Origin of the sequence: Celeribacter indicus, from assembly GCF_000819565.1 — a bacterium.
Lineage (GTDB): Bacteria > Pseudomonadota > Alphaproteobacteria > Rhodobacterales > Rhodobacteraceae > Celeribacter > Celeribacter indicus.
The window spans coordinates 811,556-837,846 of record NZ_CP004393.1 but is presented as its reverse complement, the minus strand read 5'-3'; the positions used below and the strand labels follow the sequence as shown (position 1 = coordinate 837,846).

Annotated in this window: 28 protein-coding genes; 13 read left to right on the top strand and 15 right to left on the bottom strand. The window is 68.2% G+C overall.

Annotated features, from left to right (window positions below; all coding sequences use genetic code 11):
* The first annotated feature begins 9 nt into the window (after nt 1–9).
* Complete coding sequence (gene pobA / locus P73_RS04290; protein WP_043868615.1) at nt 10–1,188, top strand: 4-hydroxybenzoate 3-monooxygenase; 1,179 nt, start codon at nt 10–12, stop codon at nt 1,186–1,188.
* A gap of 12 nt (nt 1,189–1,200) precedes the next feature.
* Here the strand turns inward: pobA and P73_RS04285 are convergent, their stop codons facing one another.
* From P73_RS04285 to pcaD, 5 genes are all read right to left on the bottom strand, one after another.
* On the bottom strand, nt 1,201–2,256 hold the full coding sequence (locus P73_RS04285) for a 3-carboxy-cis,cis-muconate cycloisomerase (protein WP_043868614.1): 1,056 nt from the start codon (nt 2,254–2,256) through the stop codon (nt 1,201–1,203).
* A gap of 70 nt (nt 2,257–2,326) precedes the next feature.
* Nucleotides 2,327–2,932 carry a protocatechuate 3,4-dioxygenase subunit alpha gene (gene pcaG, locus P73_RS04280; protein ID WP_043868613.1) on the bottom strand — a complete coding sequence of 202 codons (606 nt, stop codon included), beginning with the start codon at nt 2,930–2,932 and terminating at the stop codon, nt 2,327–2,329.
* A gap of 2 nt (nt 2,933–2,934) precedes the next feature.
* Complete coding sequence (gene pcaH / locus P73_RS04275; protein ID WP_043868612.1) at nt 2,935–3,678, bottom strand: protocatechuate 3,4-dioxygenase subunit beta; 744 nt, start codon at nt 3,676–3,678, stop codon at nt 2,935–2,937.
* On the bottom strand, nt 3,675–4,034 hold the full coding sequence (pcaC, locus tag P73_RS04270; RefSeq protein ID WP_420836130.1) for a 4-carboxymuconolactone decarboxylase: 360 nt from the start codon (nt 4,032–4,034) through the stop codon (nt 3,675–3,677). The genes pcaH and pcaC overlap by 4 nt, the downstream gene beginning before the upstream one ends.
* A 20-nt stretch (nt 4,035–4,054) precedes the next feature.
* Nucleotides 4,055–4,843, bottom strand: a complete 789-nt coding sequence (gene pcaD / locus P73_RS04265; RefSeq protein ID WP_043868610.1) for a 3-oxoadipate enol-lactonase — start codon at nt 4,841–4,843, stop codon at nt 4,055–4,057.
* Between the two features lie 75 nt (nt 4,844–4,918).
* Here pcaD and P73_RS04260 point away from each other — a divergent pair, with 75 nt between their 5' ends.
* A complete protein-coding gene (locus P73_RS04260) occupies nt 4,919–5,836 on the top strand; it encodes a LysR substrate-binding domain-containing protein (RefSeq protein WP_043868609.1) in 918 nt (305 codons plus the stop codon).
* An 18-nt stretch (nt 5,837–5,854) separates the two neighbouring features.
* Here the strand turns inward: P73_RS04260 and pcaF are convergent, their stop codons facing one another.
* From pcaF to P73_RS04245, 3 genes are read right to left on the bottom strand one after another with little or no spacing between them, the layout of a single operon-like run.
* On the bottom strand, nt 5,855–7,054 hold the full coding sequence (pcaF, locus tag P73_RS04255; RefSeq protein ID WP_043868608.1) for a 3-oxoadipyl-CoA thiolase: 1,200 nt from the start codon (nt 7,052–7,054) through the stop codon (nt 5,855–5,857).
* Nucleotides 7,054–7,728: a 3-oxoacid CoA-transferase subunit B gene (locus P73_RS04250; RefSeq protein ID WP_082033343.1), complete on the bottom strand. Its 675-nt coding sequence runs from the start codon at nt 7,726–7,728 to the stop codon at nt 7,054–7,056. The genes pcaF and P73_RS04250 overlap by 1 nt, the downstream gene beginning before the upstream one ends.
* 17 nt (nt 7,729–7,745) lie before the next feature.
* Entirely contained in the window at nt 7,746–8,465 is a 720-nt protein-coding gene (locus P73_RS04245) for a 3-oxoacid CoA-transferase subunit A (protein WP_043868606.1), read from the bottom strand.
* Nucleotides 8,466–8,572: 107 nt separating this feature from the next.
* Between P73_RS04245 and P73_RS04240 the strand changes: the two genes are divergently transcribed.
* The gene (locus P73_RS04240) at nt 8,573–9,331 is read left to right on the top strand and encodes an IclR family transcriptional regulator domain-containing protein (protein WP_043868605.1); all 759 of its coding nucleotides are present in this window, start codon (nt 8,573–8,575) and stop codon (nt 9,329–9,331) included.
* Nucleotides 9,332–9,337: 6 nt separating this feature from the next.
* Here the strand turns inward: P73_RS04240 and P73_RS25895 are convergent, their stop codons facing one another.
* A complete protein-coding gene (locus P73_RS25895; RefSeq protein WP_158401910.1) occupies nt 9,338–9,499 on the bottom strand; it encodes a response regulator in 162 nt (53 codons plus the stop codon).
* A gap of 99 nt (nt 9,500–9,598) precedes the next feature.
* The gene (locus P73_RS04235; RefSeq protein ID WP_139267139.1) at nt 9,599–10,165 is read right to left on the bottom strand and encodes a heme oxygenase-like domain-containing protein; all 567 of its coding nucleotides are present in this window, start codon (nt 10,163–10,165) and stop codon (nt 9,599–9,601) included.
* 200 nt (nt 10,166–10,365) lie between these two features.
* On the opposite strand from P73_RS04235, the gene P73_RS04230 reads away from it, so the two are divergent.
* The 6 genes from P73_RS04230 (at nt 10,366) to P73_RS04205 (ending at nt 17,347) form a co-directional block, all read left to right on the top strand.
* Entirely contained in the window at nt 10,366–11,706 is a 1,341-nt protein-coding gene (locus P73_RS04230; protein WP_043868604.1) for a dihydrolipoyl dehydrogenase family protein, read from the top strand.
* A 54-nt stretch (nt 11,707–11,760) separates the two neighbouring features.
* Nucleotides 11,761–12,990, top strand: coding sequence for a putative DNA modification/repair radical SAM protein (locus tag P73_RS04225; RefSeq protein WP_043868603.1), 1,230 nt, complete (start codon nt 11,761–11,763; stop codon nt 12,988–12,990).
* Complete coding sequence (locus P73_RS04220; protein WP_043868602.1) at nt 12,990–14,420, top strand: UdgX family uracil-DNA binding protein; 1,431 nt, start codon at nt 12,990–12,992, stop codon at nt 14,418–14,420. Before P73_RS04225 ends, P73_RS04220 begins: the two co-directional genes overlap by 1 nt.
* 92 nt (nt 14,421–14,512) lie before the next feature.
* The gene (locus P73_RS04215) at nt 14,513–15,013 is read left to right on the top strand and encodes a pyridoxamine 5'-phosphate oxidase family protein (RefSeq protein WP_043868601.1); all 501 of its coding nucleotides are present in this window, start codon (nt 14,513–14,515) and stop codon (nt 15,011–15,013) included.
* A gap of 82 nt (nt 15,014–15,095) precedes the next feature.
* Nucleotides 15,096–16,088 carry a zinc-binding metallopeptidase family protein gene (locus tag P73_RS04210; protein ID WP_043868600.1) on the top strand — a complete coding sequence of 331 codons (993 nt, stop codon included), beginning with the start codon at nt 15,096–15,098 and terminating at the stop codon, nt 16,086–16,088.
* A 275-nt stretch (nt 16,089–16,363) separates the two neighbouring features.
* On the top strand, nt 16,364–17,347 hold the full coding sequence (locus P73_RS04205; protein ID WP_043868599.1) for a PRC-barrel domain-containing protein: 984 nt from the start codon (nt 16,364–16,366) through the stop codon (nt 17,345–17,347).
* 330 nt (nt 17,348–17,677) lie between these two features.
* Here P73_RS04205 and P73_RS04200 read toward each other — a convergent pair whose 3' ends face one another.
* From P73_RS04200 to P73_RS04180, 5 genes are all read right to left on the bottom strand, one after another.
* The gene (locus tag P73_RS04200) at nt 17,678–18,586 is read right to left on the bottom strand and encodes a formate/nitrite transporter family protein (protein ID WP_052453033.1); all 909 of its coding nucleotides are present in this window, start codon (nt 18,584–18,586) and stop codon (nt 17,678–17,680) included.
* Between the two features lie 100 nt (nt 18,587–18,686).
* The gene (locus tag P73_RS04195; protein WP_043868598.1) at nt 18,687–19,439 is read right to left on the bottom strand and encodes an iron ABC transporter ATP-binding protein; all 753 of its coding nucleotides are present in this window, start codon (nt 19,437–19,439) and stop codon (nt 18,687–18,689) included.
* Nucleotides 19,439–20,383 (bottom strand): iron chelate uptake ABC transporter family permease subunit, encoded by a 945-nt coding sequence (locus tag P73_RS04190; protein WP_043868597.1) that lies wholly within the window; start codon nt 20,381–20,383, stop codon nt 19,439–19,441. The genes P73_RS04195 and P73_RS04190 overlap by 1 nt, the downstream gene beginning before the upstream one ends.
* Nucleotides 20,370–21,293: an ABC transporter permease gene (locus tag P73_RS04185; RefSeq protein ID WP_043868596.1), complete on the bottom strand. Its 924-nt coding sequence runs from the start codon at nt 21,291–21,293 to the stop codon at nt 20,370–20,372. Before P73_RS04185 ends, P73_RS04190 begins: the two co-directional genes overlap by 14 nt.
* Entirely contained in the window at nt 21,293–22,198 is a 906-nt protein-coding gene (locus P73_RS04180) for a siderophore ABC transporter substrate-binding protein (RefSeq protein ID WP_043868595.1), read from the bottom strand. Before P73_RS04180 ends, P73_RS04185 begins: the two co-directional genes overlap by 1 nt.
* A gap of 117 nt (nt 22,199–22,315) precedes the next feature.
* Here P73_RS04180 and P73_RS04175 point away from each other — a divergent pair, with 117 nt between their 5' ends.
* The 4 genes from P73_RS04175 (at nt 22,316) to glpK (ending at nt 26,290) form a co-directional block, all read left to right on the top strand.
* Complete coding sequence (locus tag P73_RS04175) at nt 22,316–22,597, top strand: DUF2218 domain-containing protein (protein ID WP_043868594.1); 282 nt, start codon at nt 22,316–22,318, stop codon at nt 22,595–22,597.
* Between the two features lie 309 nt (nt 22,598–22,906).
* Nucleotides 22,907–24,502: a glycerol-3-phosphate dehydrogenase gene (gene glpD, locus P73_RS04170; RefSeq protein ID WP_043868593.1), complete on the top strand. Its 1,596-nt coding sequence runs from the start codon at nt 22,907–22,909 to the stop codon at nt 24,500–24,502.
* Between the two features lie 46 nt (nt 24,503–24,548).
* The gene (locus P73_RS04165) at nt 24,549–24,791 is read left to right on the top strand and encodes a DUF1413 domain-containing protein (RefSeq protein ID WP_043868592.1); all 243 of its coding nucleotides are present in this window, start codon (nt 24,549–24,551) and stop codon (nt 24,789–24,791) included.
* Nucleotides 24,788–26,290, top strand: coding sequence for a glycerol kinase GlpK (glpK, locus tag P73_RS04160; RefSeq protein ID WP_043868591.1), 1,503 nt, complete (start codon nt 24,788–24,790; stop codon nt 26,288–26,290). Before P73_RS04165 ends, glpK begins: the two co-directional genes overlap by 4 nt.
* The last annotated feature ends 1 nt before the right edge of the window (nt 26,291 follow it).

Below are 26,291 nucleotides of genomic sequence, written 5' to 3'. Positions count from 1 at the left end.
GACGGGACCATGACCAGATTGATCACTGAAGTCGCCATCATCGGAGGCGGGCCATCGGGCCTTCTCCTGTCGCAGCTGCTCAACCGCGCCGGGGTTGCGACGGTGATCCTCGAAAGGTCGACGCGCGCGCATGTGCTGGGACGGATCCGGGCCGGGATCCTCGAATGGGGCACGGTCGGGCTGTTGCGCGAGGCGGGCGTCGGGGCGCGGATGGATCGCGAGGGGATCGCGCATGACGGCTGTGTCCTGAGCGACGAGGATCTGATGGTGCATGTGAATTTCAGGGCGCTCACGGGACAGCAGGTCATGGTCTATGGCCAGACCGAGGTGACGCGGGATCTCTACGATGCGCAGGACGCGCAGGGGACCACGATCCTGCACGAGGTGACGGATGTCGAGATCCGGGATCCCGAGCGGACGGGATCCCATGTGGAATTCACCCATGAGGGGCGGCGCAAGCGGCTCGACTGCCTCTATGTCGCGGGCTGCGACGGGTTCCACGGCGTCTCGCGCCAGACGATTCCGGCGCAGAAGCGGCGCGACTTCGAGCGGGTCTATCCCTTTGGCTGGCTCGGGATCCTGGCGGAGGTGCCGCCGGTCCATGACGAGTTGATCTATTCGAACTCCCGCCACGGTTTCGCGCTCGCCTCGATGCGCAACGAGCGGCTCGTGCGCCACTACGTGCAGGTGCCGCTCTCCGACAGGATCGAGGACTGGTCCGATCAGCGGTTCTGGGAGGAATTCTCCCGCCGCATCCCGGCGGAAGCGGCAGGACGCCTTGTCACCGGACCGTCGATAGAGAAGAGCATCGCGCCGCTGCGCTCCTTCGTTTCCGAGCCGCTGCGCTGGGGCAACCTGTTCCTCGTCGGGGACGCCGCGCATATCGTGCCGCCGACGGGGGCGAAGGGGCTGAATCTCGCGGCCTCGGACGTGTTCTATCTCCACGGCGCACTGACCGACGCGGTCAAGGGCCGGGGCACCGCGGGGATCGACGCCTATTCCGCCCGCGCCCTCGCCCGGATCTGGAAGGCGATGCGCTTCAGCTGGCAGATGACGACAATGCTGCACCGGTTCGAGGGCGAGGACGCCTTTGCCGAACGGATGCGCAAGGCGACGCTCGCCCATCTCGCGCAGTCGGAAACCGCGCGGCGCGAGATGGCGGAGAATTACGTCGGCCTGCCGTTCTGACCTCCGGGCCGGCTATGCAACGGTCCCGATCCGCGTGATCCGCTGCGACATGTCGATGGCCACGGCGAGCGCGCGCCCCGTGGTCATCAGCATCTGCGGCAGCACCATCCATTCGAGCGTCCAGGCCGTGCCGGAGCGTTCCTGTTCGTGGACGAGCGCATGGTGCATGGCGGAGACCTGTGTCGCATTGAAGCGCGCGAGCGTCACGAGCAGTTCCGCCGCCACCGGGTTCTGCTTGTGCGGCATGGCGGAGGAGCCGCCGCCACCCGACATGGCGATTTCCTCGAGACCCTGCTGCGCCATGAGCACGACGTCCTGGCCGAACTTGCCGAGGCTGCCGGTGATGAGCGACAGGAAGGAGGCATAGCCCGCGATGCCGTGGCGCATCGTGTGCCACGCCTTGTCTGTCGGCGCGAGATCGAGCGCCTCCGCCACCGCCGCGACCACCGTCCCGGCCTTGTGGCCGAGTGCCTTGCGGTCGCCCGACGCGCCGCCGATCTGGACCTTTTCCACATCCGCCCGCTTCTGTTCGAGCGTCATGAGGTGATCCGCGATCGGCAGCCGCCATGCGAGAAGCCGATCGCGCACGGTGATCTCCGTCGCCGCCTGCATCCGCGTGCGGCCCATCAGCGGCGCATCGCCAAAGCGCGCCTCGAGCGAGACCAGCGCGGTGTCGAGCGTCGTCAGCCGCTCCGCGATGAGGCCGGAGGCCTCGCGCAGCGTGAGCACCAGCGCCGTGTCCACCACGTCCTGCGAGGTGGCGCCCTTGTGCACGGCCTCGGCGGGGGCGATGGCCTTGAGCTGCTTGACGAGGCGCGGGACCGGCACGCCGTCCTCGGCCATGCCCGCGGCGATGTCCGCGAGGTCGATCCGCGCCGCCGCGATGGCGGTCGCGGCCTCTTCGGCGCGGGCCGGGTCGAACAGCCCGGCCTTGCCGCAGGCGCGGCTCCACGCGGCCTCGAAGGCGAGCATATGCGCCATCTGCCGCTCGGGCGCGAGGATCGCGGCCATTTCGGGATCGCCGAACAGCCCCCCGAGCCACGGATGGTCGAAAACGGAAACGCTCATGTCACATGCTCCTCCTCATGGCGAAAGGGGCGGTCTGCACCGCCCCTTCATAATCGCTTTTGTCATATCTTTACAGGTCGAGGAAGACCGTCTCGCCCTGCCCCTGGAGGCGGATGTCGAAACGGTAGGTCTTTTCCCCGGTCTTCTTCGCGATCAGCGTATCGACGCGCGGGCGCTGTTCGATCCGGGCGAGAAGCGGGTCGGAGGAATTGTCCTCGTCCTCGAAATAGATCCGGGTGTTGAGCCCGATATTGATCCCGCGCGCGACCACCCAGAGGGAGATATGCGGCGCGCTCGCGACCCCGCCGCGGCCCTTGTAGCCCGCGGGCTTCACGGTGCGGAGGGTGAACTCGCCGGTTTCCGCATCGGCGGCGAAACGGCAATGGCCGGTGAAATGCGGATCCGCACCTTCCTGGCCCGGAAAGATCCCGTTGCCGTCGCATTGCCAGCTTTCGATGAGCGCATCGCGCATCGCCCAGCCGGTGCCGTCGAAGACGGATCCGACGATCTCGATGATCTCGCCTTCGGCCTTGCTTTCGTCGAGGAAGGGCGTGGTGCCGATTTCCTCCTCGTAATAGCCGCCATTGCCCGCATAGGTCGGCATCAGGCCGATATGGACATAGGGGCCGGCGGTCTGGGACGGGGTTTCTTGCAGGACGTCGAGTTTCTGGACCATGATCACATACCCTCCAGCTTGTTCTCGAACATGGTCTGGCGGCGGCCGCGCAGAACGATGTCGAATTTGTAGGCGAGGAAGTCGAGCGGGCGCGACTTCGAGAAATCGAGCGGCGCGACGAGACGGTCGAGCTGGCTGCGATCCTTGATCGTCGCCGCGATCGGGCAATGGTCGATCAGCGGATCGCCCTCGAAATACATCTGGGTGATGAGGCGCTGGCCGAAGCTGTGGCCGTAGACCGCAACGTGGATGTGCATCGGCCGCCAGTCGTTCGCGCGGTTCGGCCAGGGATAGGCCCCCGGACGCACCGTCAGGAATTCGTAATAGCCGTTCTCATCCGTGATCGTGCGCCCGCAGCCGCCGAAGTTCGGGTCGAGCGGGGCGAAATACGTGTCCTTCTTGTGCCGGTAGCGCCCGCCGGCATTGGCCTGCCAGATCTCGATCAGCGTGTTCGGCACCGGACGGGTGTTCTCGTCGAGCACGCGGCCGTGCATCAGGATGCGCTCGCCCACGGCGGGGGCCTCGCCCTTGGTCCAGTTCAGGATCAGGTTGTTGTCGAGCGCCCCGAGCCGGTTATGGCCGAAGGTCGGGCCGGTTTCCTCCGACGGGGTGCTTTCCATCGACAAAAGCGGCAGGTTCGGCGAGCGTGCGACGCTCGTCTTGTATCCCGGATCGTAGGGCTCGGGATGGATCGCCCGGTTGCGTGGGATCAGCGGTCCCTGATCCTGCGTGATGAGGTCTGTCATTCTTCACTCTCCTCCATTTCCGCGTAGGTCTGCCTTGCAAGCTTCAACGCGTGGTTGGCTTTCGGCACGCCCGCATAGATCGCCACATGTTGCAGCGCCTCCGCCACATCTTCCTTCGATGCGCCGGTGCGGGCGGTGGCGCGGATGTGCATCGGAATTTCCTCGAAATTTCCCGTCGCCGCGAGAAGCGCGAGGGTCAGCATCGACCGCTCCCGCCGGGTGATGCGGTCAGAGGCCCAGACCGTGCCCCAGGCGCTTTCGGTGATCAGCGTCTGGAACGGCAGGTCGAACTCCGTCTTCATCGACTCGGCGCGGTCCACATGCGCGTCGCCCAGCACCTCGCGGCGCACCTTCATTCCCTTGTCGAACGTGTCGTTCACGAATTGATCCTTTCGACGAATGTCACAAGCGCCGCGGTGAAATCCGCGGGCGCCTCGATGGCGGGCAGATGGCCCGTGTCCCCGAACATCACGAGATCGGCGCGGGGCAGCGCGCGGGCGAGCTTTTCCACCACGTCGGGCGGGGTCGCCAGGTCGTGCTTGCCGCCGATCACGAGGGCGGGCCGGGCGATCTCGCCCAGGCGGTCGGTGATGTCGGTCCCGGCGATGGCCGCACAGGTGGCGATATATCCCTCCCGGTCGGTGCGCGCGAGCAGGGTGCGCCACAGCGCCGCCTCGGGCCGCGCGAGCATCCGGGGGCCGAACCAGCGCGGCAGGATGCCCTCCGCCATCGCCGCCATGCCGTTCGCGCGCACCCCATCGATGCGCGCGTGCCAGCCCTCGGCCGCACCGAGCATCGGCGCCGTGTTCGACAGGACGAGCCCCGCGACCCGCTCCGGCGCCATCAGCGCCACATGCTGCGCGATCAGCCCGCCGATGGAACAGCCGACGATCACCGCGCGCCCGATTCCGGCATGATCCATCGCCGCGAGCACGTCGCCGGCGAGATCGGGAATACCGTAGCCTTCCGGCGCGGTCTCGCTCAGGCCATGGCCGCGCTTGTCCATGCGCAGGCTCGACCATCCCTCCGGCAGACGCGCGACGACCTCGTCCCACATCCGCAGGTCGGTGCCGAGCGAGTTGATGAAAACGAGCGTCGTGCCCTCTTCCGCGCCGCCGTCGGCGCGCAGGTGCATCGTGCCCCAGTCACATGTCAATGCCTGCATGAGATCCTCCTGAGCAGAGATTGCCATAATATTTCCATTTCATAAAATACAAATTCATGCGATAAGCATAACCAAATGGATATACCGAACGGCATGAAACTGCGCCATCTCGAGGCGTTTCTGACCGTGGCCCAGTCGGGAACGATCTCGGCGGCCGCGCGGGCGAGGAACGTGTCCCAACCCGCGCTCTCCAAGACGATCTCCGAGCTCGAGACGCTGCTCGGCGCGCAGCTCTTCGAACGCACCGGGCGGCGCGCGGTCCTCACCCCGGCGGGAGAGGCGTTCCGCCGCCACGCGCTGTCCTCGCTGCAAAGCCTCGAGGCCGGGGTGCGCGTTCTCAAGGGCGGCGCGCGCACCGATGTGGTGAAGGTGGGCGTGCTGCCCACGGTGGCGAGCGGGCTGTTTCCGACCGCCGCGCTGGAATTCTCGAGGCTGCGCCCGGATGCGCGCATCGCGGTCATCACCGGGCCGAACCGGTACCTGATCGAGCGGATGCGCTCCGGCGGGCTCGATCTCGTCGTCGGGCGCATGGGGCCGGCCAACGAGATGGCCGGCCTGTCCTTCGAATATCTCTATGACGAAACCGTCTATCTCGTGGCGCGCAAGGATCATCCGGGGCGCGCCCTGCCCCCGGTCGAGGCGCTCAGGCGCTATCCCGTGATCCTGCCCAACCCCGGCTCGATCATCCGCCAGCAGGTCATGCAATACCTGATCGCGACCGGCCTCACCGACAGCCTGTCGGTGCGGTTCGAGACGGTGGCGCGGCCGGTGGGGCTGCAACTCGTGGAGCAATCCGACATGTTCTGGTTCATCTCGCGCGGGGTGGTGGAGCGCGAGCTGTCGGAGGGACGCCTTGCCACACTCGATCTCGGCGTGGATTACATGACGGGGGCGGTGGGGCTGACGCGGAAATTCGATTTCACGCGCGACAGCCCGGCGGATTTCCTCGCCGGGCTGCTGCATCGGCGGGCGAAGGACTTCTCCGCCCGCTGAGAGGGGGCAAGGCCGTCTTCAGACCGCTTCGAGCGCGATGGCGATGCCCTGCCCCACGCCGATGCACATGGTGGAGAGCGATTTCTCCCCCGGCTTCAGGTCGAGCATCGCCGTCCCGGTGATCCGCGCGCCGGACATGCCGAGCGGATGGCCGAGCGCGATGGCGCCGCCGTTCCGGTTCACCCGCGCGTCGTCGTCGGCAATGCCGAGATCGCGCAGCGTCGCGAGCCCCTGCGAGGCAAAGGCCTCGTTGAGTTCGATCACCGCGAAATCCTCCTGCCCGAGGCCAAGGCGCGCCATCAGCTTCTTCGACGCCGGCGCCGGGCCGAAGCCCATGATGCGCGGGGCGACACCAGCGGTCGCACCGCCGAGCACCTTCGCGACGGGCGTGAGGCCGTGTTTCTCCGCGGCTTCCTTCGTCGCCAGGATGAGGGCGGCCGCGCCGTCGTTCACGCCGGAGGCATTGCCCGCCGTGACCGTGCCGTCCGCCTTCACGAAGGTCTTGAGCTTTTGCAGCGCCTCGAGCGTCGTGGACGGCCGGGGATGTTCGTCCTCGGAGACCACGACCGGATCGCCCTTGCGCTGGGGGATGGTCACCGGGACGATTTCCCGCGCAAGGCGTCCGTTCGCCATCGCGGCGCCGGCGTTCTGTTGCGACCGCAGGGCGAAGGCGTCCTGATCCTCGCGGGAGATGTTGAAATCCTCCGCGACGTTCTCGGCGGTTTCCGGCATGGAGTCGACGCCATATTGCGCCTTCATCAGCCTGTTGACGAACCGCCAGCCGATCGTCGTGTCGTAGACCGCGTTCGAGCGCGAGAAGGCGGTTTCTGCCTTCGGCATCACGAAGGGCGCGCGCGACATGCTCTCGACGCCGCCGGCCACGATCAGTTCGGCCTCGCCCGCCTTGATCGCGCGGGCCGCGGTGATGACCGCGTCCATGCCCGACCCGCAAAGCCGGTTCATCGTCGTGCCCGGCACGCTGTCGGGATAGTCCGCGAGCAACAGCGCCATGCGCGCGACGTTGCGGTTGTCCTCGCCGGCCTGGTTGGCGCAGCCGAGGATCACCTCGTCGATGGCGGAAAGATCCATCTGCGGATTGCGCTCGGCCAGCGCCTTCAGCGGGATCGCGGCAAGATCGTCGGCCCGCACCGGGGAGAGGGCGCCGCCGTAGCGACCGATCGGGGTACGGATATAGTCGCAGATATAGACGTCGGTCATCAGATGTCCTCCGGGACGATGAGGTCGCCGACCGGCCCGTCGGTGTGAAGCGTGGCGCCGGTGACGGATTGCAGATCCTCCAGGGAGATGCCCGGAAGCTTTTCGCGAAGCACGAAGCCCTTCGCCTCGATGTCGATCACGGCGAGGGAGGTGTAGACGCGGGTGACGCAGGCCACGCCGGTCAGCGGGAAGGTGCAGGTCTCCACGAGCTTCGGCTTGCCGTCCTTCGTGACGTGATCGGTGACGACCGCCACCCGTTTCGCGCCATGCACGAGATCCATCGCGCCGCCGACGGCGGGAACGCCCTTGGACCCCACGCGCCAGTTCGCCAGGTCGCCGGTCTGCGCGACCTGGTAGGCGCCGAGCACCGCAAGGTCGAGATGCCCGCCGCGCACCATGGCGAAGCTGTCGGCATGGTGGAAGAAGGACGCGCCGGGATTGAGCGTGATCGCCTTCTTGCCGGCGTTGATGAGATCCCAGTCCTCCTCGCCCGGTGCGGGCGCCTTGCCGAAGCCCAGCACGCCGTTCTCGGTGTGATAGGTCACTTCGCGGCCCTCGGGCTGGAACTTCGCGATCATCTCGGGAAAGCCGATGCCGAGGTTCACGTAGGATCCGTCCTCGAGATCCTGCGCCGCGCGCCAGGCGATCTGGGCATTCGTCAGCTTGTCTTCCATCAGGTCGAAATCGGACATCAGTAGACCACTCCTTCGCGCACGAGCACTTCTTCCTGTTGCGGGGCGGGCACCTCGACGACCATGTCGACGAAGATGCCCGGCGTGACGACCTGTTCGGGGTCGATCGAGCCGGGCGCACCGAGATCCGCCACCTGCGCGATGGTCTTCGCCGCCGCCATCGCCATCAGCGGGTTGAAGTTGCGGCCGGCGAGGCGATAGGTCAGGTTGCCCGCGTGATCGCCCTTCTGGCCCTTGATCAGCGCATAATCGGCCTTCAGCCAGAGTTCGCGCACATACATCTTACCGTCGAATTCCTCGACCGGCTTGCCTTCGGCGAGTTCCGTACCGTAGCTCGACGGGGTGTAGAAGGCGGGAATGCCCGCCCCCGCCGCGCGGATGCGTTCGGCCAGCGTGCCCTGCGGCACGAGTTCGAGGGCGATCTCTCCGGCGAGGTATTTCTCGTTGAACGCCTCCGCGTTCGAGGAGCGCGGGAAGGAGCAGATCATCTTCGCGACCATGCCCGCCTTGATCATCGCGGCGATGCCGATCGCACCGTTGCCGGCGTTGTTGTTGATAACGGTGAGGTTTTTCGGGCTTCCGGTTTCCCGGAACCGGTCGATGAGGGCGTGGATCAGCTCGATCGGCGCGCCGGAGCCGCCGAAACCGCCGATCATGACCTGGGCCCCGTCCGGGATCTCCGCGACCGCCTCGGCCACGGTGGATGTGACTTTCTTCATGCTGGTTCTCCCTTGACTGGCCCTGACATACTCTTCCTGCCCCCCCGACCGCGAGTCACATTGTTCATATGTTGATATTTGTTCAATTCATGGATAGCCTCGTGCGCATGTTGAACAAACCCACCGACTACGTCGCCTCCCTCGTGAAGGGGCTGAGGGTGATCGAAGCCTTCGGCGCGGAGACGCCGCGCCTCTCGATCTCCGAAGCCGCCGGCGCGAGCGGGCTCGACCGCGCCACTGCGCGCCGGGTGCTGCTGACGCTGCACCGGGAGGGCTATGCGGAGTATGACGGCAAGTTCTTCACCCTCACGCCGCGGGTGCTGCGCCTCGGCATGGCCGCGCTCGCCTCGCTGCCGCTGTCGCAGATCGTCCAGCCCTGGCTCGACCAGCTTTCCGAACAGATCGGGCAGAGCTGCTCCGTCGCGCTGCTCGACGAGACGGAGATCGTCTATATCGCCCGCGCCGCACAGAAGCGGGTGATGTCGATCGGCCTGATGCCGGGCTCGCGGCTTCCGGCCTATTGCACCTCGATGGGCCGGGTGCTGCTCGCCGCCCTGCCGCGCGAGAAGGCGCGGGCGCTCGTCGAGGCCTCCGACCTCACCCCGCGCACCCCGCGCTCCGCGACCGATCCCGAGGAGATCATGGCGCGGATCGACCGGGCGCGGGCGCAGGGGTTCGCGATCCTCAGCGAGGAGGTCGAAACCGGCCTGTGCTCCATCGCCGTGCCGCTGATCGACGGGCGCGGGCGGGTGGTCGCGGCGCTCAACACCGGCATGGCGGCGGGCCAGCAGACCGACGGGGAACTCGAGGAGACCTATCTCCCGAAGCTCCTGAAGGTACAGGCGGGGCTGAGACGGGTGATCTGACCGCGCTCAGGCCGAAAAGGCGCGGGCCATCGCCTCCCGGATCGCGCTTTCCGAAAACGGCTTCTGCACGATCTCGCGGCGCGGATAGGCCGTGACCGGATCGCCGTCCGCGCCATAGCCCGTCGCGAGCGCGAAGGGCACGCCGGCCGCCGCGAGGCGTTCGGCCACCCCATAGGATTGAACGCGGCCGAGAAGGCGGATCGGTTCGCGGTCGCAATTCGTCAGGTCGACGCGGGCGCCGGCGTCATGTCCTCGTGGGACGCTTGGTCATCCTGGGCTGTCCTGGGCCGCCGCGGCTCTCTCGAACAGCGCAAAACCTTTTCTCGTATCTTCGAAAATGCGGCGCGCGCGGGACGATCCCGGTGCGATGCCGTCGAGCGCATCACAATGTTTCTTCCACAGCCGCCCGTCCGAGCCGGCGAGGAAATAGGTCGGGATCTGTTCGCGCGGGACCTCCGCAAAATGTTTCCGGCGGATGGCTTCGGTGCCGAGCCGCGACCCCAGAACGAGATAGTCCACGGCCAGGCAGTCGAGCACGCAATCCGGCTCGAGCGACCGCGGCCGCACATCCTCGATCGCGAGATCGAAGTCGAGCCGTTCGATGAGGTCGATGAGCGCAGGGCCGCAGAGCAGCCGGTCGCGATTGCCGCAGGACTCGTAGAGCGCCCAGAGGCCGGCGCGCTGCGCCGCGAGGAACCAGGAAAGATGGCGGGTGCCCTCTTGGTCGAACCGGGCGAAGACACGTTCGGTCGCATCGTGGTCGGCCTGGACCGCCTTGCGCAACGCATGCCGAAACCGGAGATTTTCCTTCACGGCGATCTCCATCATGCTCATTCCGTCTCCCCCCGCTTATGTTCTTCTTGTCTTGCGTTGCCGCCTTCAACGCCTGAACCGTGCGAAGGTTCCCGCGCGCGGGGCGATTTTTTTCGCATCGTCCGGCCCGGCCTGTCCCGCGCCGGAACGCCTTCGGCGATTGCGGGGAACGGATCGGTCGCTACGCCGTTGGACTGGAAGAAAAAGAACGGAGATCTCTCGTGACCCCATCCGCCCCGGCCCCTGATTTCGACAGCATCGTCATCGGCGCAGGCTCCGCCGGCCTCGCCTTTGCACAGGAGGCGGCGCAGAACGGCGCCCGGATCGCGCTCGTCGAGCGGGGCGCGATCGGGGGGACCTGTGTGAACCGCGGCTGCGTGCCCAAGAAGCTGATGTGGGAAGCGGCCTCCCTGATGGCGCGGACGACGGAGACCGCGCGCCTCGGCCTGTCGGACGCGGCGCGGTTCGATCTCCGCACCCTGCGCGAGGCGATCCAGCGGCGCCTGTCGGACATCCACGACGATTATGCCACGAAGCTCGCGGAAAAGGGCGTCACGCTCCTGCGCGGCACGGCGCACCTGCCAGAGCCGGGCTGCGTCGAGATCGACGGAAAGCCCCATCGCGCCCGGCAGATCGTGATCGCGACCGGCGCCCGGCCGCAGCAGCCCGATCTCGACGGCATCGGACTTGCGGCGACAAGCGACCAGGTCTTCCACTGGACCGCCGTGCCGGAACGGCTCGCCATTCTCGGCGGCGGCTATATCGGGGCGGAATTCGCCTCCATCTTCGCGGCGCTCGGGGCAAAGGTGACGCTGATCGAGCCGGGAGACCGCATCCTGTCGGAATTCGATGCGGAACTCGTCGCGACCGTGAGCGAAATGCTGGAGGCGCGCGGGATCACGCTGCGGCTCGGCACCGCCCCGACCTGCCTCGCACAGAGTCCGGAGGGGCTTCAGGTCGTGCTCGGGGACGGGCCGCCGGTCACGGCGGACCGGGTATTGAGCGCAGTCGGACGGCAGCCGAATGTCGACACGCTCGGCCCGCTGGTCGCCGGGCTCGACCGTGCGAAAAGCGGCGCGCTTGCCGTCGACGCACGGTTCGAGACCTCGCAACCCGGCCTCTTCGCGATCGGCGACGTCGCGGACCGCCTGCCGCTCACGCCGGTCGCCGTGCGCGACGGGGAAACGCTCGCGCACATGCTCCATGGCAGGGGCGGCACGCAGGTCGACCTGTCGCTGGTCGCGACCGCCTGTTACACGATCCCGCCCATGGCGCAGGTCGGACACCTGTCGCCGGAGGGCGGACGGACGGAGGAGACGACGCTCCACCCGCTCGAGACCTGGGTGCTCGCGCGGGAGGGATCGGGGCTCGACCGCAGCCGCTCGCGCCTCGCCTATGACGCGGAGGGGCGACTGACGGGGGCGGGGCTTCTGAGCAAGGCGGCGCCCGATCTCATCGCGGGATTCGCAGCACTCCTCGCCGCGGGGGCGACGCGGGAGACGCTGTCGCAGGCCACCGGCACCCATCCGAGCTTTGCCGAAGACGTGATCGGCCGGAGCTGAGCCTCCGGGTGCGCGGCTGTTGCACTTGCCGCGGCAGGAACATATCGTGAACAAATGGTAAAGAGATCCCTTTCCGACAAGCTCGCGATTCTTGCGGATGCGGCAAAATACGATGCGTCCTGTGCCTCCTCCGGCGGAGAGCGGCGCGACTCCAGCGACGGGGCCGGCCTCGGCTCCTCCGGCGGAGCCGGGATCTGCCACGCCTATGCGCCGGACGGACGCTGCATCTCCCTGCTGAAGATCCTGATGACGAATTTCTGCATCTACGACTGCGCCTATTGCATCAACCGCGCCTCCTCCCGCGTCGAGCGGGCGCGGTTCACCGTCGAGGAGGTGGTCGGGCTCACGCTCGAATTCTACCGGCGCAACTATATCGAGGGGCTGTTCCTGTCGTCCGGCATCATCCGCTCTCCCGACGACACGATGGCCGACATGGTCCGCATCGCCCGCACCCTGCGCGAACGGGAGAATTTCTGCGGTTACATCCACCTGAAGACCATTCCCGACGCCGCGCCGGAGCTTCTGGAGGAGGCGGGAACATGGGCCGACCGGCTGTCGATCAACGTCGAGATGCCCACCGAGCGCGGGCTCGCCGCCTATGCGCCCGAGAAGAGCGCCCGGCAGATCCGCAGCGCCATGGCGGAGCTGCGCCGCCGGCACGAGGCGGCGCGGGAGACGAGCTTCACCGGCCGCCGCGCCCGCCCCTTCGCCCCCGCGGGACAGTCGACCCAGATGATCGTCGGCGCGGATGCGGCGAAAGACAGCGATATCCTCGCGAGCGCCGCGCGGCTCTACACCGGCTACAGGCTCACGCGGGTCTACTACTCCGCCTTTTCGCCGATCCCCGACGCCTCGAAGCTCCTGCCGCTCCGGCGCCCGCCGCTGATGCGCGAACACCGGCTCTACCAGGCCGACTGGCTGATGCGGTTCTACGGGTTCGATGCCACGGAACTCGCACCCGCGGGCGGGATGCTCGATCTCGACATCGACCCCAAGCTCGCCTGGGCGCTCGCGCACCGGGACCGTTTTCCCGTGGAGGTGAACCGCGCGCCGAAGGACATGCTGCTGCGTGTGCCCGGCTTCGGCACCCGCTCCGTTGCCCGCATCCTCGAGGCACGGCGGCACGGAACGCTGCGCTACGAGGACCTTTTGCGCCTGGGCTGCGTGATGAAACATGCGCGGCCCTTCATCGCCCTGCCCGGCTGGTCGCCCCGCGGCCTTACGGATGCCGCGGACCTGCGCGCCCGCGTCGCGCCGCCGCCCGAGCAACTGAGCCTGTTCTGATGCACGAGGTGATCCTGCCGGAGACCGGCACCGTCGCCGCCTGGCGGCGCGAGGCGCGCAGGCTCGCCGCCGCCGGCGTGCCGGGCGCGGAGCTGCGCTGGAGCGTGGGGCGGGCCGAGCCGGACCTGTTCGGCAAGGCGCGGCCCGCCGCAGTTCCCGCCGCAGATCCCGTCGCGCTCACCCTGCCCCGCGCGGCCCTTCCCGTGCTCGAGACCGCGCTCCATCATCGCGACCCGGAGCGCTTTGCCCGCGCCTATGAGATCGTGCTGCGGCTGGCGCGCGGGGAGCTGCGCTGGGGCGACCGGACCGACCCCGCGCTCTGCCGCCTGCTCGCCCAGGAAAAGGCGGTGCGGCGCGAGATCCACAAGATGCACGCCTTTGTGCGCTTCCGCGAGATCGGCGTCCCCGGCGCTCCGCGCCGCAGCTTCGCGGCGTGGTTCGAGCCGGACCATCCGGTGCTCGAGGCCGCCGCGCCCTTCTTCACCCGGCGCTTCGGCGACATGGACTGGATCATCGCCACCCCCAGGCTCACCGCCCGGTTCGAGGCGGGGAAGCTCTCCTTCGGGAGCGCGCGCGGGGCCGACCGGCCGCCCGAGGACGCGACCGAGGAGCTGTGGCGCGTCTATTTCGCGAATATCTTCAATCCTGCGCGGCTCAGGATCTCTGCCATGACCTCCGAAATGCCGCGCCGATACTGGAAGAACCTGCCCGAGGCCGCGCTCATCGAAGGGATGATCCGCAGCGCGCCCGGCCGCGCCGGGGCGATGCAGGCGGCCCTGCCCACGGAACCCCATCCCCGCGCCGGGCGTATTCGTTCTGACCGACCGAAGTCGCTGATGGAGAGTGACGTGACGCTTGAAACTTTCAAATCCGCCCTCGATGCCTGCCACCGCTGCCCGATCGGAGATTGCGCCACCCAGGGTGTGCCCGGCGAGGGCCCCGAAGGCGCGCGCCTGATGGTGGTGGGCGAACAGCCCGGAGATCAGGAGGATCTCGCGGGCCGGCCTTTCGTCGGGCCGGCGGGCCGGCTGTTCGACGCCTGTGCCGAGGAGGCCGGCCTCGACCGTGCCCAGACCTATGTCACCAATGCCGTCAAGCATTTCAAGTTCACCCCGCGTGGCAAGCGGCGGCTGCATCAGCGTCCCAATGCGGGGGAGATCAAGGCCTGCCGCTGGTGGCTCGACCTCGAACGGAAGGCGGTGCGTCCGAAGGCGCTGCTCGCGCTCGGGGCGACGGCCGCGCGCGCCCTCACCGGCTCCGGCGAGGCGATGACGAAGCGGCGCGGCAAGGTGGAGGAGGCCGAGGACGGCACGCCCGTCCTGCTGTCGGTGCATCCGGCCTATCTCCTGCGCCTGCGCGACGCGGGGCAGCGGGCGGAGGCGCGGGCGGCCTTCGTCGAGGATCTGCGCAAGGCGGCGAGGCTGAAGTGATCGCGGACACGCATATTTTCGCCGGGCTCAGGAACAGGGGCGCGGCGAAACCGTTGACTGTGGAACGTCACATCCAGACAAGGGAGAGATCCATGAACGCCCATAAAGCCGTCGAGAAAGATCCCCGCGAAGCCCTGATCAAGGAGATGAAGGACCTGCGCGCCGGGATGCTCGGGGTCGAGGGAACGCATCAGCACATGCAGCCCATGACCCATTATCCGGACTGGGACCGCAACGAGATCTGGTTCCTGACCTCGAAGGACACCGATCTGGTGAGATCCCTGTCGCCGGGGGCGAAGGCGCATTTCTGCGTGATGAGCGCCGATCAGGATTTCGACGCCTGCCTGCGCGGGACGCTGACGGAAACGCGCGATCCCGGCAAGCTCGAGGAGATCTGGTCGCCGGTCGCCGCCGCGTGGTTCCACGGCGGAAAGGAGGATCCCGACCTCACCATGCTTCGCCTCGCGCTCGAGGATGCGGCGCTCTGGGGCAGTTCCGCCAGTGCGCTCAAGTTCGGGTTCGAGATCGCCAAGGCGAATCTCAACGAGGACGAGAAGCCCAACATCGGCACCCACAGGGTCATCACCTTCTGAGCCGGACCGCGCCGCCCGAGGCCGGCGCCGCAACCGCGGGAGCACGCCTGTTCCCGCGGACCCCGCCCAAGGAGGATCCCCGATGCGCCGCACCTCCTGCCCGACCTGCGGGCACGGCCTCTATCCCGGCAACACCGCCTGCCTGCGCTGCGGCACCGAAGTCGTCTTTGACCCGGCCGCGGGGTTCCTCGCGCTGACGACCGACAGGCCGGGCTGCGCCAACCGCGCGCTGATCGGCTGCAACCGCCCGGCCCAGGCCGCCGGGGCGCTCTGCGACGACTGCCGCCACACCACCGTCATTCCCGACCTGTCGCGCGAGGGCGCGGCGGCGAAATGGGCGCGGCTCGAACGGGCCAAGCGCGCCGTCCTGCTCCAGGTGCGCGATCTCGGCCTGCCGCTGGCCGATGCCAGCGGCGCCCCCGCCCCCCGGTTCGAATTCCGCGCCGATCCGCCCGACGAAACCGCCCCGCGCGTGCTGACCGGGCACGAGAACGGGACGATCACGCTCAACATCGCGGAGGCCGACGATGTGGAGCGCGCGCGCATCCGCCAGCAGATGAACGAGCCCTTCCGCACCCTTTTCGGCCATTTCCGCCACGAGATCGCGCATCATTACTGGGATGTGCTGACGGCGGCGGAGCCGGGCTGGACCGATCGGCTGCGCGCGGCCTTCGGCGACGAGCGGCAGGACTACGCCGCCGCCCTCGCGGCCCATTACGAAAACGGCCCCCCCGCCGACTGGGACGAGACCTTCATCTCTGCCTATGCCACGGCCCATCCCTGGGAAGATTTCGCGGAGACCTGGGCGCATGTGCTGCACATGCTCGGGGGGCTCGAGACCGCGCAGGCCTACGGGCTTCTGGAGGGCACGGGGGCACAGGATCCCGCCGCCCTCCTGCACCACCCCATGTCCCGCCTCGCCGGCGACTGGGTCGCGCTCACCATTGCGCTCAACGCCGTCAACCAGGCGATGGGGCATGAAACCTTCTATCCCTTCGTGCTCTCGCCGGGGGTGATCGACAAGATGGAGACGATCCGCGGGGCGCTTCTCGCCCTCGCCGCGCTGCGCCGCTGAGCGCAGCGCCCGCTCCACACCGGCCTCCATCAGCGCGTTTCCGCCCGGAAGTCGCGTCACGGGAAATTCATGTGCATCAATAATTTGCAATCGTTGCCGGAATATTTCCGCAATATGTCAACATAGAACCTTTCAATCCGACGCATCGGCGAAAAATTTCCGTAAACTTCGGAACTCTGCCCAAGGCTTCGTGTTGGTCACTCACATGGCGACGCGGAGGAGAGCGTCGCGGGACGGCCCGTCCTGTTCAGGGCGAAAACAAACGGAGTATGAGTATGAAAAAGCTGTTCGCTACCACGGCATTGGGCCTTTGTCTGGCGATGCCCGCCGTCGCTCAGGACACCGCCCCCGATCCGAATCCCGCCACGGACGAACCGGCCGCCACGACCGACATGACCACCGATCAGAACATGTCCGCGCAAACCGGCGGCGACGTCTTCTATGGCTCCGTCGAGCACGCCGTGATGGCGTCCGACTTCATCGGCAAGCGCGTCTACTCGACCGAAAGCGATGTCGACACTTCCGCCAACATGACGGATGCCGACGAGAACTGGGAAGACATCGGTGAAATCTCCGATGTGGTGATCAGCCTCAACGGCGATGTCGAAGCGGTGCTCGTCGACGTGGGCGGCTTCCTCGGCATGGGCGAGAAGACCGTCGCGGTCAATCTCGACGAGCTCAACATGGTTCCCGACGGCGACAGTGCCGACGACTATTTCCTCGTGCTGACCGGCTCGCGCGCTGCGCTCGAGGAGGCGCCCGAATATCAGGAGCAGACCAATGACACCATCGGGGCTGACGGGAGCACCACGCTCGACGGCACGACCGACGGCGCGGCCGTGACCGGCACTCCCGGCACCACCACCGACCCTGCGGCCGATCCGCTCAACAACGAAACCGGCGCGACCGATCGGGCCATGACGGAAGATCGCACGGACGGCACCGCGGGCACCGGCGCGGCGATGACCGACGAGGACCAGCTCGCCGCCTGGGACGAGTTCACCGCCGAAGACCTGACCGGCCAGACCGTCTACGGCACCAACGGTGACGAGATCGGCGAAATCGGCGATGTGGTGCTCGACGATGAGATGAAAGTGTCGCAGATCATCGTCGACGTGGGCGGCTTCCTCGGGATCGGGGAAAAGCAGGTCGCTCTCGATCCGTCCCAGATCCAGCTTCAGCAGGACGGTGACAACATCACGCTGCATGTGGAGTCGACCGAGGAAGAGCTCGAACAGATGCCGGAATACGACATCTGACCGGCCCGGCCAGGACGACATGCAACGCCCCGCTGCCCAGGCAGCGGGGCGTTTTCCGTTGAGCAGGGGCCGCATCTCCCTGCCGGGACGGGACCGCAGGTGCCGCGTCGCGACCCGCCTCGTCCTGGCTCCTGCCGGTCGTGCAGCCGCCTTGCCTGCCGCAGATCTGAAAAGGAGGCCGGAGAGGTGTGGCGCGGAGCCGGCGAACGCCTGCGGCGGGGGAAACTCCGCTCAGGCAAGGACCCGGTCACGGGAGGGAGCCCCCTCCCCGTCACGGGAGGGAGCCCCCTCCCCGTGGTCCCGCCTCGGATCATCACCCCGCCTGCGCTCTCACCGCCGCTCACGGGGGCTGCGGGGCCAGGTCTGCGGCTCGTCCTCCTCATGGACGACCTCGTTCTTCACCTGGCCCCATGTGGTGAGCGTGAAGATCGCCGTCCCGCCGATCACATTGCCCGCGAGCACGGGCAGGAAGAAGCGGAGCACGGCATCGGCGAGCGTGATCTCCCCGCTCCAGGCCAGGAGCCCCGCCTCCACCGAGCCCGCGATCACATGGGCGAAACCCGCGACCACGATGAGCCAGGTCAGCATCAGTATGATGAAAAAGGAATTGCTCTGCACCGCGGGCAGGAGCCAGACGAGCGCGGCGATGACGACGCCGGCCGGCATGGCGCGCAGGAAATTCGCCCCCGCATCGCCTTCCACCGCGTGACGCGAGACTGCCAGAGCGCTCTCGAGGATCTCCGCGGGCAGCACCCCCGGCACGCTCAGGGCAAAGGAGGCGAGCGTCGTGCCGAGGATATTCGCCCCGAGCACGATCCCCCAGAGCCGCAGCATCCGCAGGACGCGGCCCGGCAGGCGTCCGGCCACGACCGGCAGGACGGTGGTGATCGTGTTTTCGGTGAACAGCTGCATCCGTCCGAAGATCACGATCATGAAACCGACGGAATAGCCGAGGCTCTCGACGAGGATCGACCAGTCCGCCTCCGGCAGATAGGCATGCAGGACCGCCTGCGCGACGACCGAGAAGCTGATGAGGATGCCGGCGGCGAGGCCCGACCAGATCAGCGAGATCGCCGGCCGCCCCAGTTCCGCCTCCCCGTCGCGTCGGATCACCTCATAGATGAGACGGGCCGACAGCCGCGCCGCGCTCGCGACCGACCGTTCCTCGGATGGTTTTTGCACCGCTTCGGACTGTTCCTCCGGGGGATCGGACGCCGGATCGTCATGTTTCTCTGGCATGGGCGCTCAACGCCATCCGGCCCTGCCGGTTCCCGGTGCGCGCGAGAAAACCTGTGCCCCCTTTCGGAGCGGCCGCGCCGCCGTCTCCGCGCGCGGCGCATCACACCGGAAGGACGATCCTGCGCCCGCCCGTCTCGATCACCTCGACCTCGGTATCGTAGAGCTCGGAGAGGGGACCGGAGGCCAGCACCTCCCCGACCGGGCCGACGGCCTGGACGCGCCCCGCCTTCATCGCGACCACATGGTCGGCATAGGCCGCGGCGACCGTCAGGTCGTGCAGCACGACGACGACGGTCCGGCCCGCCTCCGCCTCCTCCCGTGCGATGCGCATCACCCGCCGGGCATGGGCCAGGTCGAGATTGTTCAGCGGCTCGTCGAGCAGGATCGCGCCGGTCTGCTGCGCCAGCGTCATGGCGATCAGGGCCCGCTGCCGCTGGCCGCCGGAAAGCGTGTCGAGATAGCGTCCGGCGAAATCCTCCAGGTCGAGCCGCAGGATGGCACGCCGGACCTCCGCCCGGTCGGCGTCGGTCATTCGTCCGTGAGAATGTGGATAGCGGCCGAAGGCGACCAGATCCTCCACGGTGAGCCGGGGCGCGATGGCCGTGTGCTGGCGCAGGATCGCGAGCTTGAGCGCGACCTGCGCCTTCGGCCAGTCTTCGAGGGGCCGGCCCTCCAGCCGTACCTCCCCGCGCCGGGGCTCGACCAGCCGGCCGAGCGCGGCGAGCAGCGTCGACTTGCCCGCCCCGTTCGGTCCCACCAGCGCGGTGAGCCGGCCCGCGGGCACCGTCACGGAGATATCGTGGAGAACAGGCGTGCCGCCGAGCGAGACGCAGAGGTTGCGCGTGTCGATCATCAGGTGCGTCCCTTGAGGATGAGCATGAGGAAAAGCAGTCCGCCCAGCGCCTCGATCACCACGGAAACCGAGGTTTGCAGCGACAGGACACGCTCGAACAGGGTCTGGCCGAGGATCAGCATCGCGGCGGACACGAGGCAGGAGAGCGGCAGGAGCACCCGGTGTCGCCAGGTTCCGGCGAGGCGATAGGTGAGCGCGGAGACGAGGAGGCCGAAGAAGATCACCGGCCCCACGAGGGCGGTCGAGACGGAGACGAGCAGCGCGACGACCACGAGCAGCACACGGGTCTCGCCGGCATGGTCGAGCCCGAGGGAGACCGCGCTGTCGCGGCCGAGCGCCAGCACGTCGAGCCGTCGCGCGCGGACGAAAAGCAGCAGGCCGCATCCTGCGGTGACGAGTGCGGCGATCCAGGTCAGCGACGGATCGGCCGAGGTGAACCGCGCGAAGCTCGCCGACTGGACGACGGAATATTCCGACGGGTCGATCATCCGGTTCAGAAGCCCGGTGAGGGAGCGGAACAGCACGCCGAAGATGATCCCCGTGAGCACGAGACGCGACAGGTCGCGCGCGTCGCGCAACACCATGCCGAACAGCGCGAGCGAGGCGCCGAGCATCAGGACCACCTCGGCGGCGAACTTGGCGAGCGGCGGCAGGCCGGCGTAGCCCGCGCCGGTGAGCGAGAACACGAGCAGGGTCTGGAGCAGCAGGTAGAGCGCGTCGAAGCCCATGATCGAGGGTGTGAGGATGCGGTTCGCCGTCAGGGTCTGGAAGACCACGGTGGAGAGCGCGACCGCGACGGCGACGGTGACGAGGGCGAGCAGTTTGCCGCCGCGGAAGGTCAGGACGAAATCCCAGTTGCCCCGCGCCCCGAGCGTCATGAAGGCGCCCGCGGCGAGCAGCGTCACCAGACCCGTGAGGATGAGCGGACGGCTAGCGACGGGCATGGAGCAACCACAGGAAAAGCCCCGCACCGAGCACGCCCAGCACCGTGCCGACGGGAATTTCGTAGGGATAGCGGATCACCCGCCCGAGGATGTCGCAGGCGAGCACCAGCGCGCCGCCGGAAAAGGCGACGAGCGGCAGGGTGCGGCGCAGGTTCTCGCCGTGGAGCCGCGCGACGATATTGGGGACGACGAGCCCGACGAAGGGGATCATGCCGACGCTGACCACCGTCACGGCGGTGGTGACCGAGACGATGAGCAGCCCGAGCGCCATTACCGCGCGATAGTCGAGGCCGAGGCCGGTCGCGGTCTCCTCCCCCATGCCGACGATGGTGAAGCGGTCGGCATAGAGATAGGCGAGCACGCCGAGGGCGCCGGCGATCCAGAGGAATTCGTAGCGCCCGAGCATGACGCCGGAGAACTCTCCCGACATCCAGACGCCGATATATTGCAGCAGGTCGCGTTCGAAGGTGACGAAGGTCGCGACGGCGCCGAGGATGCCGCCATAGACGATGCCGGTGAGCGGCACGAGCAGCGGATCGCGCCGCGGCAGGCGCTGGACGAGCGCGAGGAAGAGACCGGTGCCGAGGAGCGCGCCGAAAGTGGCGGCGGCCATCTTGACCCAGATCGCCGCGCCGGGGGCGAGCAGCGTGACGGCGACGAGCCCGAGCCCCGCCGCCTCTCCCGTTCCGGCGGTGGCGGGCTCCACGAAACGGTTGCGCACGAGCATCTGCATGATGACACCGGAGATCGCGAGGGAGGCGCCGGCGAGCAGCGCGGCGAGCGTGCGCGGCAGCCGGCTCACCGACAGCAGGAACAGCCCGTCCCCCGACAGCGAGGCGACCCCCGTGAGCAGGCTCGCGAGGATCAGCCCCGCCAGGAGCGAGGCCGGAAGGACGCGCTCCCGGATCATCAGGCGCCGTCGCCGAAGGCGTCCGCGATGAGATCGAGCGTATGCGTCAGCGAGGTATAGCCGCCGCCCGCGATATACAGTTCGCCGGCGTTCAGATAGACGACCTGGCCGTTTTTCCAGGCCGTCGTATCGGCCACGAGCGGATTGTCGAGCGTGGCCGCGGCCCCCGCCCCCTCCGCACCGATGGCGGCGACCCGGTCGATCACCAGGAGCCAGTCCGGATCGGTCTTGCGGATGAATTCGAAGGAGACGGCCTCTCCGTGGTTCGCTTCCGCGTCCAGATCCTCCGCGGCCTGCGGCAGTCCGAGCGACTCGTGGAGCCAGCCGAAGCGGCTGCCCGCGCCATAGGCGGAGATCTTCGGGCCGTTGGTGAGGATGACGAGGCCGGTCCCCTTGCCCGCGATCGCGCTCCGCGCCGCCTCGAGCCGGGCGTCGAGCTCCCGGCCGAGCGCCTCGGCCTCCGCCTCCCGGCCGAAGAGCGTGCCATAGGCTGCGAGCCGCGCCTTCGCGTCGCCGACGATGTCGGTGCCGATGGTCATGTCGATCGTGGGCGCGATGCGCGACAGCGCGCCGATCTGGGGGCCGGAGCGGCCGCCGGCGATCACGAGATCCGGGGCAAGCGCGTTCAGCGCCTCGAGATCCGGCTCGAACAGCGTGCCGAGGTCGCCCTCGTATTTCTCCAGATAGGGCAGGAACGTGTCGTTCGTCGCCCCGGCGACCGCCCCGACCCCGAGCGCATCGAGCGTGTCGAGCGCGGCCATGTCGTAGACCGCCACCCGCTCCGGGCGGCTGTCGAGCCGGACCTCGCCCGCGGCGGTCGCGACGGTAACCGGATCCGCGAAGGCGGTCGCGGCGGGCAGGAGGAAGGTGGCGGCGCAGAAGGCGCTGGCGAGAATGCGTTTCATCAGGAACTCCCGGATCTGATGCGGTGCTGTAATCGGTTCAACAATCCGAGTATTTCGATAAGATATAGACGCGGACAGGTCCAGCCTGTATTCCCGCAAGAAAGATTGGAGAACCGCATGCTCAGCTCGACCGGTCGTTTCCAGACCGAAAACGCCCAGAAATATCTCACCCAGCTCGCGAAGCACTTCGGCCACAAGCTCGACGTGAAGGAAGAGGGGAACACCGCCCACTTCCCGCTCCCCGTCGGTCCCGCGACGGGCGTGGCGCATCCCGATGCGCTCGTCTTCGACGTCACTGCGGAGGACGAAGAGGGGCTGGTCCGCGCAAAGGCGATCGTCGACAATCATCTCGAACGCTTCGCGTTCCGCGAGGAGTTCAAGGGGATGGACTGGTCCTGACCCCCGCCCCGCCGCGGCGTTCGGTCGGCCCTCCGCCGGCCTTCGCCAGCGGGATCACCGGACGCGCGTGCCGCAGGGGGCGCAGGGCGGTGTCCTGCGGCTGACGGCGGCCGCGGCGCAGGGTGCGTCCCTCGCGCCGCCCCCTTTCTGCCGAAAGAGATTTGATTTTTCCGCCCGCGGCCATAGGTCGAGCAGGGCGCGCGGGATGATCCCGCCCGCACAGGACGCAAGACGAAGGCGACCCAACGCCGCCGCTTGCGGGTCCGGGGCCTTGCGGGCTAGGGTCGGGGCGGTTTTCCGGGAGGCGGCATGGCCGAGATCGACGGCACCGGCATTTCAGACCTGTTCATCATCGGCGGCGGCATCAATGGCTGCGGCATCGCGCGCGACGCGGCGGGGCGCGGTCTGTCCGTGACCCTCGCGGAGATGGGAGATCTCGCCTCCGCGACCTCCTCCGCCTCCACGAAGCTCTTTCACGGCGGGCTGCGCTACCTCGAATATTTCGAGCTGCGGCTGGTCCACGAGGCGCTGAAGGAACGCGAGGTTCTGCTGCGCGCCATGCCGCATATCAGTTGGCCCATGCGCTTTGTCCTGCCCTATCACGAGGACATGCGCTTCGAGAGCACCACCCCCACCTCGCGCCTGCTTGGCCTGACGATGCCCTGGCTCAGGGGACAGCGGCCGGCCTGGCTCATCCGCCTCGGGCTTTTCCTCTACGACACGCTGGGCGGGCGGAAGATCCTGCCCGGCACGCAGACCCTCTCTCTCGCAGGCACGCCGGAGGGCGCGCCGCTTCAGGAGCGGTTCGAACGGGCTTACGAATATTCCGACTGCTGGGTGCAGGATTCGCGCCTCGTCGCGCTCAACGCCCGCGACGCCGCGGCGCGCGGCGCGGCGATCCTCACGCGCACGAAGGTCGTCCGCGCGGCCCGCGAGGGCGCGCTGTGGCGGATCGAGACGGAAGACATGGAGACCGGCGGGACGGCGACGCATTCCGCGCGCCTGCTCGTGAACGCCGGCGGGCCCTGGGTCGGAGAGATCCTGCATGACAGGATCGACCTGCCCTCCCGCGAGGGCGTGCGCCTCGTGCGCGGCAGCCATATCGTCACCCGGCGCCTCTACGATCACGACAAGTGCTATTTCTTCCAGGGCACCGACGGGCGCATCATCTTCGCGATCCCCTACGAGGGCGACTTCACCCTGATCGGCACGACCGAGGCGGATCATCCGGCCCCGTCGCAGCCGCCGGTCTGCACGCCGGAGGAGCAGCGCTATCTCCTTGATTTCGCCAACCGGTATTTCAGGACGCCCGTCACGGAGGCGGACATCGTCTGGACCTATTCCGGGGTGCGCCCGCTCCATGACGAGGGTGCGGCGTCCAACACGGCGGCGACGCGGGACTACACGCTGAAATTCGCCGCCGGGGACGGCGCTCCGCTGCTCAATGTCTTCGGCGGCAAGATCACCACCTATCGCCGCCTCGCGGAGGCCGCGCTGGAGAAGATCGGGACGCACCTGACCGTCACCCGCGGCCCCTGGACCGCCGGGGCACCGCTTGCGGGCGGGGATTTCCCGGTGGACGGGGCCGCGGCGCTGGTGACGGATCTCCGGGGTCGCTTTCCGTTCCTGACGGAGGCATGGGCATGGCGGCTCGTGCGCAGCTACGGGACCGAGGCGGTGCTGATCCTCGGCACGGCCGCGACGGCCGGGGAACTGGGCGAGGCCTTCGGCGCGACGCTGACGGAGGCGGAGGTGCGCTGGCTGATGCGCCACGAATTCGCCCGGCGGGCGGAAGACGTCGTCTGGCGGCGCACGAAACTCGGCCTGCGGCTCGACCCGGCACAGGTTGCCGCGCTGGACCGCTGGATGACGGCCGAACGGCGCGCGGAGGAGGCCGCGGAATGAGCGTCGCGGGCGCGGCGGCGAAGGGCAAACACGGGAGAGGAACCGAATGACACCGGAACGGCAAAGGATGATCCGGGACGCGCTCGACGCGCAGCCCGAGGGAACGTTTCACCTGTCGGAGGCGGTCGGAGCGCGATGGAACGACCTCTCCATCGGGGAAAAGGTCCGGCTCGGCAACGCAGTCCTGCGCGGGGTGCGCGCCGGCGCCTTTCCCGGCATCGAGGACACCGGGCGCAAGACGAGGGGCGGGCGTCTCTACAGGAAGCAGGCAAGCGGGAGGACAACGTGACCCATATTCTCGCCATCGACCAGGGCACCACCTCGACCCGTGCGATGCTGTTCGACGACAGCTTCTCCGTCGCCGCCTCGGCACAGGCGGAATTCGCGCAGCATTTTCCGCAAAGCGGCTGGGTCGAGCATGACGCCTCCGACCTCTGGTCGACGACGGCGGCGACCTGTCGCGCGGCGATCGAGAAGGCGGGCACGGATGCGGCAGGGATCGCGGCGATCGGCATCACCAACCAGCGCGAGACCACGGTGGTCTGGGACCGCAGGACCGGCAAGCCGGTCTACAATGCGATCGTCTGGCAGGACCGGCGCACCTCCGAGATGTGCCGGCGGCTGAAGGCGGAGGGCTTCGAGGACGTGGTGACGGAAAAGACCGGCCTCCTGCTCGATCCCTATTTCTCCGCGACGAAACTCGCCTGGATCCTCGAGAATGTGGACGGCGTGCGGGCGCGGGCGGAGGCGGGAGAGCTTGCCTTCGGCACGGTGGACAGCTGGCTGGTCTGGCGCCTCACGGGCGGGAAAGTCCATGCCACCGACGTGACCAATGCCGCCCGCACGATGCTCTACGACATTCGCGCGCAATGCTGGTGCGACGAGATCTGCGAAAGGCTCGGCATTCCGATGGACATGCTCCCCGAGGTGCGCGACTGCGACGCGCACTTCGGGGAGGCGCGGGCCGATCTCTTCGGGCGCCCGATCCCGATCCTGGGCATCGCGGGCGATCAGCAGGCGGCGACGATCGGCCAGGCCTGTTTCACGCCGGGCATGGTGAAATCGACCTACGGGACGGGCTGTTTCGCGCTCCTGAACACGGGCGATACGCCGGTCATGTCGCAAAACCGCCTGCTCACGACCATCGCCTATCGGATCGGGGGCGAGACCACCTATGCGCTCGAAGGCTCGATCTTCGTCGCGGGGGCCGTGGTGCAATGGCTGCGCGACGGGCTGGAGATCATCCGCAACGCCGCCGAGACCCAGCCCCTCGCGCACCGGGCCGATGCGACACAGGAGCTTGTCCTCGTGCCCGCCTTCACCGGGCTCGGCGCGCCCTACTGGAACGCGGACTGCCGCGGCGCGATCTACGGGCTGACGCGCAATTCCGGGCCGCGGGAATTCGCCCGTGCCGCGCTCGAGAGCGTGGGCTACCAGACCCGCGACCTGATCGAGGCGATGCAGGCCGACTGGGAGGCCGCCCGCGGCACGGTGCGGATGGAGACGCTCCGGGTCGATGGCGGGATGAGCGCCTCGGACTGGGCGATGCAGTTCCTCTCCGACATCCTCGACCAGCCGGTCGAACGGCCGAAGGTCCTCGAGACGACCGCGATGGGGGCCGCCTGGCTCGCCGGGCAGAAGGCCGGCGTCCTGCCGGACAGGGAGGCCTTTGCCGCGCGCTGGCAGAAGGATGCGGATTTCACCCCCGCCATGCCGGAGCCCGACAGGGCGCGAAAATACGCCGCGTGGAAGCGGGCGATCGAGGCGACGATCACCTTCGCCGGGTGAA

Excerpts from the sequence above, each read along its gene's own strand:
- pobA (WP_043868615.1), top strand. The coding sequence starts at position 10 with ATGACCAGATTGATCACTGAAGTCGCCATCATCGGAGGCGGGCCATCG.
- P73_RS04285 (WP_043868614.1), bottom strand. The coding sequence starts at position 2,256 with ATGAGCGTTTCCGTTTTCGACCATCCGTGGCTCGGGGGGCTGTTCGGC.
- pcaG (WP_043868613.1), bottom strand. The coding sequence starts at position 2,932 with ATGGTCCAGAAACTCGACGTCCTGCAAGAAACCCCGTCCCAGACCGCC.
- pcaH (WP_043868612.1), bottom strand. The coding sequence starts at position 3,678 with ATGACAGACCTCATCACGCAGGATCAGGGACCGCTGATCCCACGCAAC.
- pcaC (WP_420836130.1), bottom strand. The coding sequence starts at position 4,034 with ATGAAGGTGCGCCGCGAGGTGCTGGGCGACGCGCATGTGGACCGCGCC.
- pcaD (WP_043868610.1), bottom strand. The coding sequence starts at position 4,843 with ATGCAGGCATTGACATGTGACTGGGGCACGATGCACCTGCGCGCCGAC.
- P73_RS04260 (WP_043868609.1), top strand. The coding sequence starts at position 4,919 with ATGGATATACCGAACGGCATGAAACTGCGCCATCTCGAGGCGTTTCTG.
- pcaF (WP_043868608.1), bottom strand. The coding sequence starts at position 7,054 with ATGACCGACGTCTATATCTGCGACTATATCCGTACCCCGATCGGTCGC.
- P73_RS04250 (WP_082033343.1), bottom strand. The coding sequence starts at position 7,728 with ATGGAAGACAAGCTGACGAATGCCCAGATCGCCTGGCGCGCGGCGCAG.
- P73_RS04245 (WP_043868606.1), bottom strand. The coding sequence starts at position 8,465 with ATGAAGAAAGTCACATCCACCGTGGCCGAGGCGGTCGCGGAGATCCCG.
- P73_RS04240 (WP_043868605.1), top strand. The coding sequence starts at position 8,573 with ATGTTGAACAAACCCACCGACTACGTCGCCTCCCTCGTGAAGGGGCTG.
- P73_RS04235 (WP_139267139.1), bottom strand. The coding sequence starts at position 10,165 with ATGAGCATGATGGAGATCGCCGTGAAGGAAAATCTCCGGTTTCGGCAT.
- P73_RS04225 (WP_043868603.1), top strand. The coding sequence starts at position 11,761 with ATGGTAAAGAGATCCCTTTCCGACAAGCTCGCGATTCTTGCGGATGCG.
- P73_RS04220 (WP_043868602.1), top strand. The coding sequence starts at position 12,990 with ATGCACGAGGTGATCCTGCCGGAGACCGGCACCGTCGCCGCCTGGCGG.
- P73_RS04215 (WP_043868601.1), top strand. The coding sequence starts at position 14,513 with ATGAACGCCCATAAAGCCGTCGAGAAAGATCCCCGCGAAGCCCTGATC.
- P73_RS04210 (WP_043868600.1), top strand. The coding sequence starts at position 15,096 with ATGCGCCGCACCTCCTGCCCGACCTGCGGGCACGGCCTCTATCCCGGC.
- P73_RS04205 (WP_043868599.1), top strand. The coding sequence starts at position 16,364 with ATGAAAAAGCTGTTCGCTACCACGGCATTGGGCCTTTGTCTGGCGATG.
- P73_RS04200 (WP_052453033.1), bottom strand. The coding sequence starts at position 18,586 with ATGCCAGAGAAACATGACGATCCGGCGTCCGATCCCCCGGAGGAACAG.
- P73_RS04195 (WP_043868598.1), bottom strand. The coding sequence starts at position 19,439 with ATGATCGACACGCGCAACCTCTGCGTCTCGCTCGGCGGCACGCCTGTT.
- P73_RS04190 (WP_043868597.1), bottom strand. The coding sequence starts at position 20,383 with ATGCCCGTCGCTAGCCGTCCGCTCATCCTCACGGGTCTGGTGACGCTG.
- P73_RS04185 (WP_043868596.1), bottom strand. The coding sequence starts at position 21,293 with ATGATCCGGGAGCGCGTCCTTCCGGCCTCGCTCCTGGCGGGGCTGATC.
- P73_RS04180 (WP_043868595.1), bottom strand. The coding sequence starts at position 22,198 with ATGAAACGCATTCTCGCCAGCGCCTTCTGCGCCGCCACCTTCCTCCTG.
- P73_RS04175 (WP_043868594.1), top strand. The coding sequence starts at position 22,316 with ATGCTCAGCTCGACCGGTCGTTTCCAGACCGAAAACGCCCAGAAATAT.
- glpD (WP_043868593.1), top strand. The coding sequence starts at position 22,907 with ATGGCCGAGATCGACGGCACCGGCATTTCAGACCTGTTCATCATCGGC.
- P73_RS04165 (WP_043868592.1), top strand. The coding sequence starts at position 24,549 with ATGACACCGGAACGGCAAAGGATGATCCGGGACGCGCTCGACGCGCAG.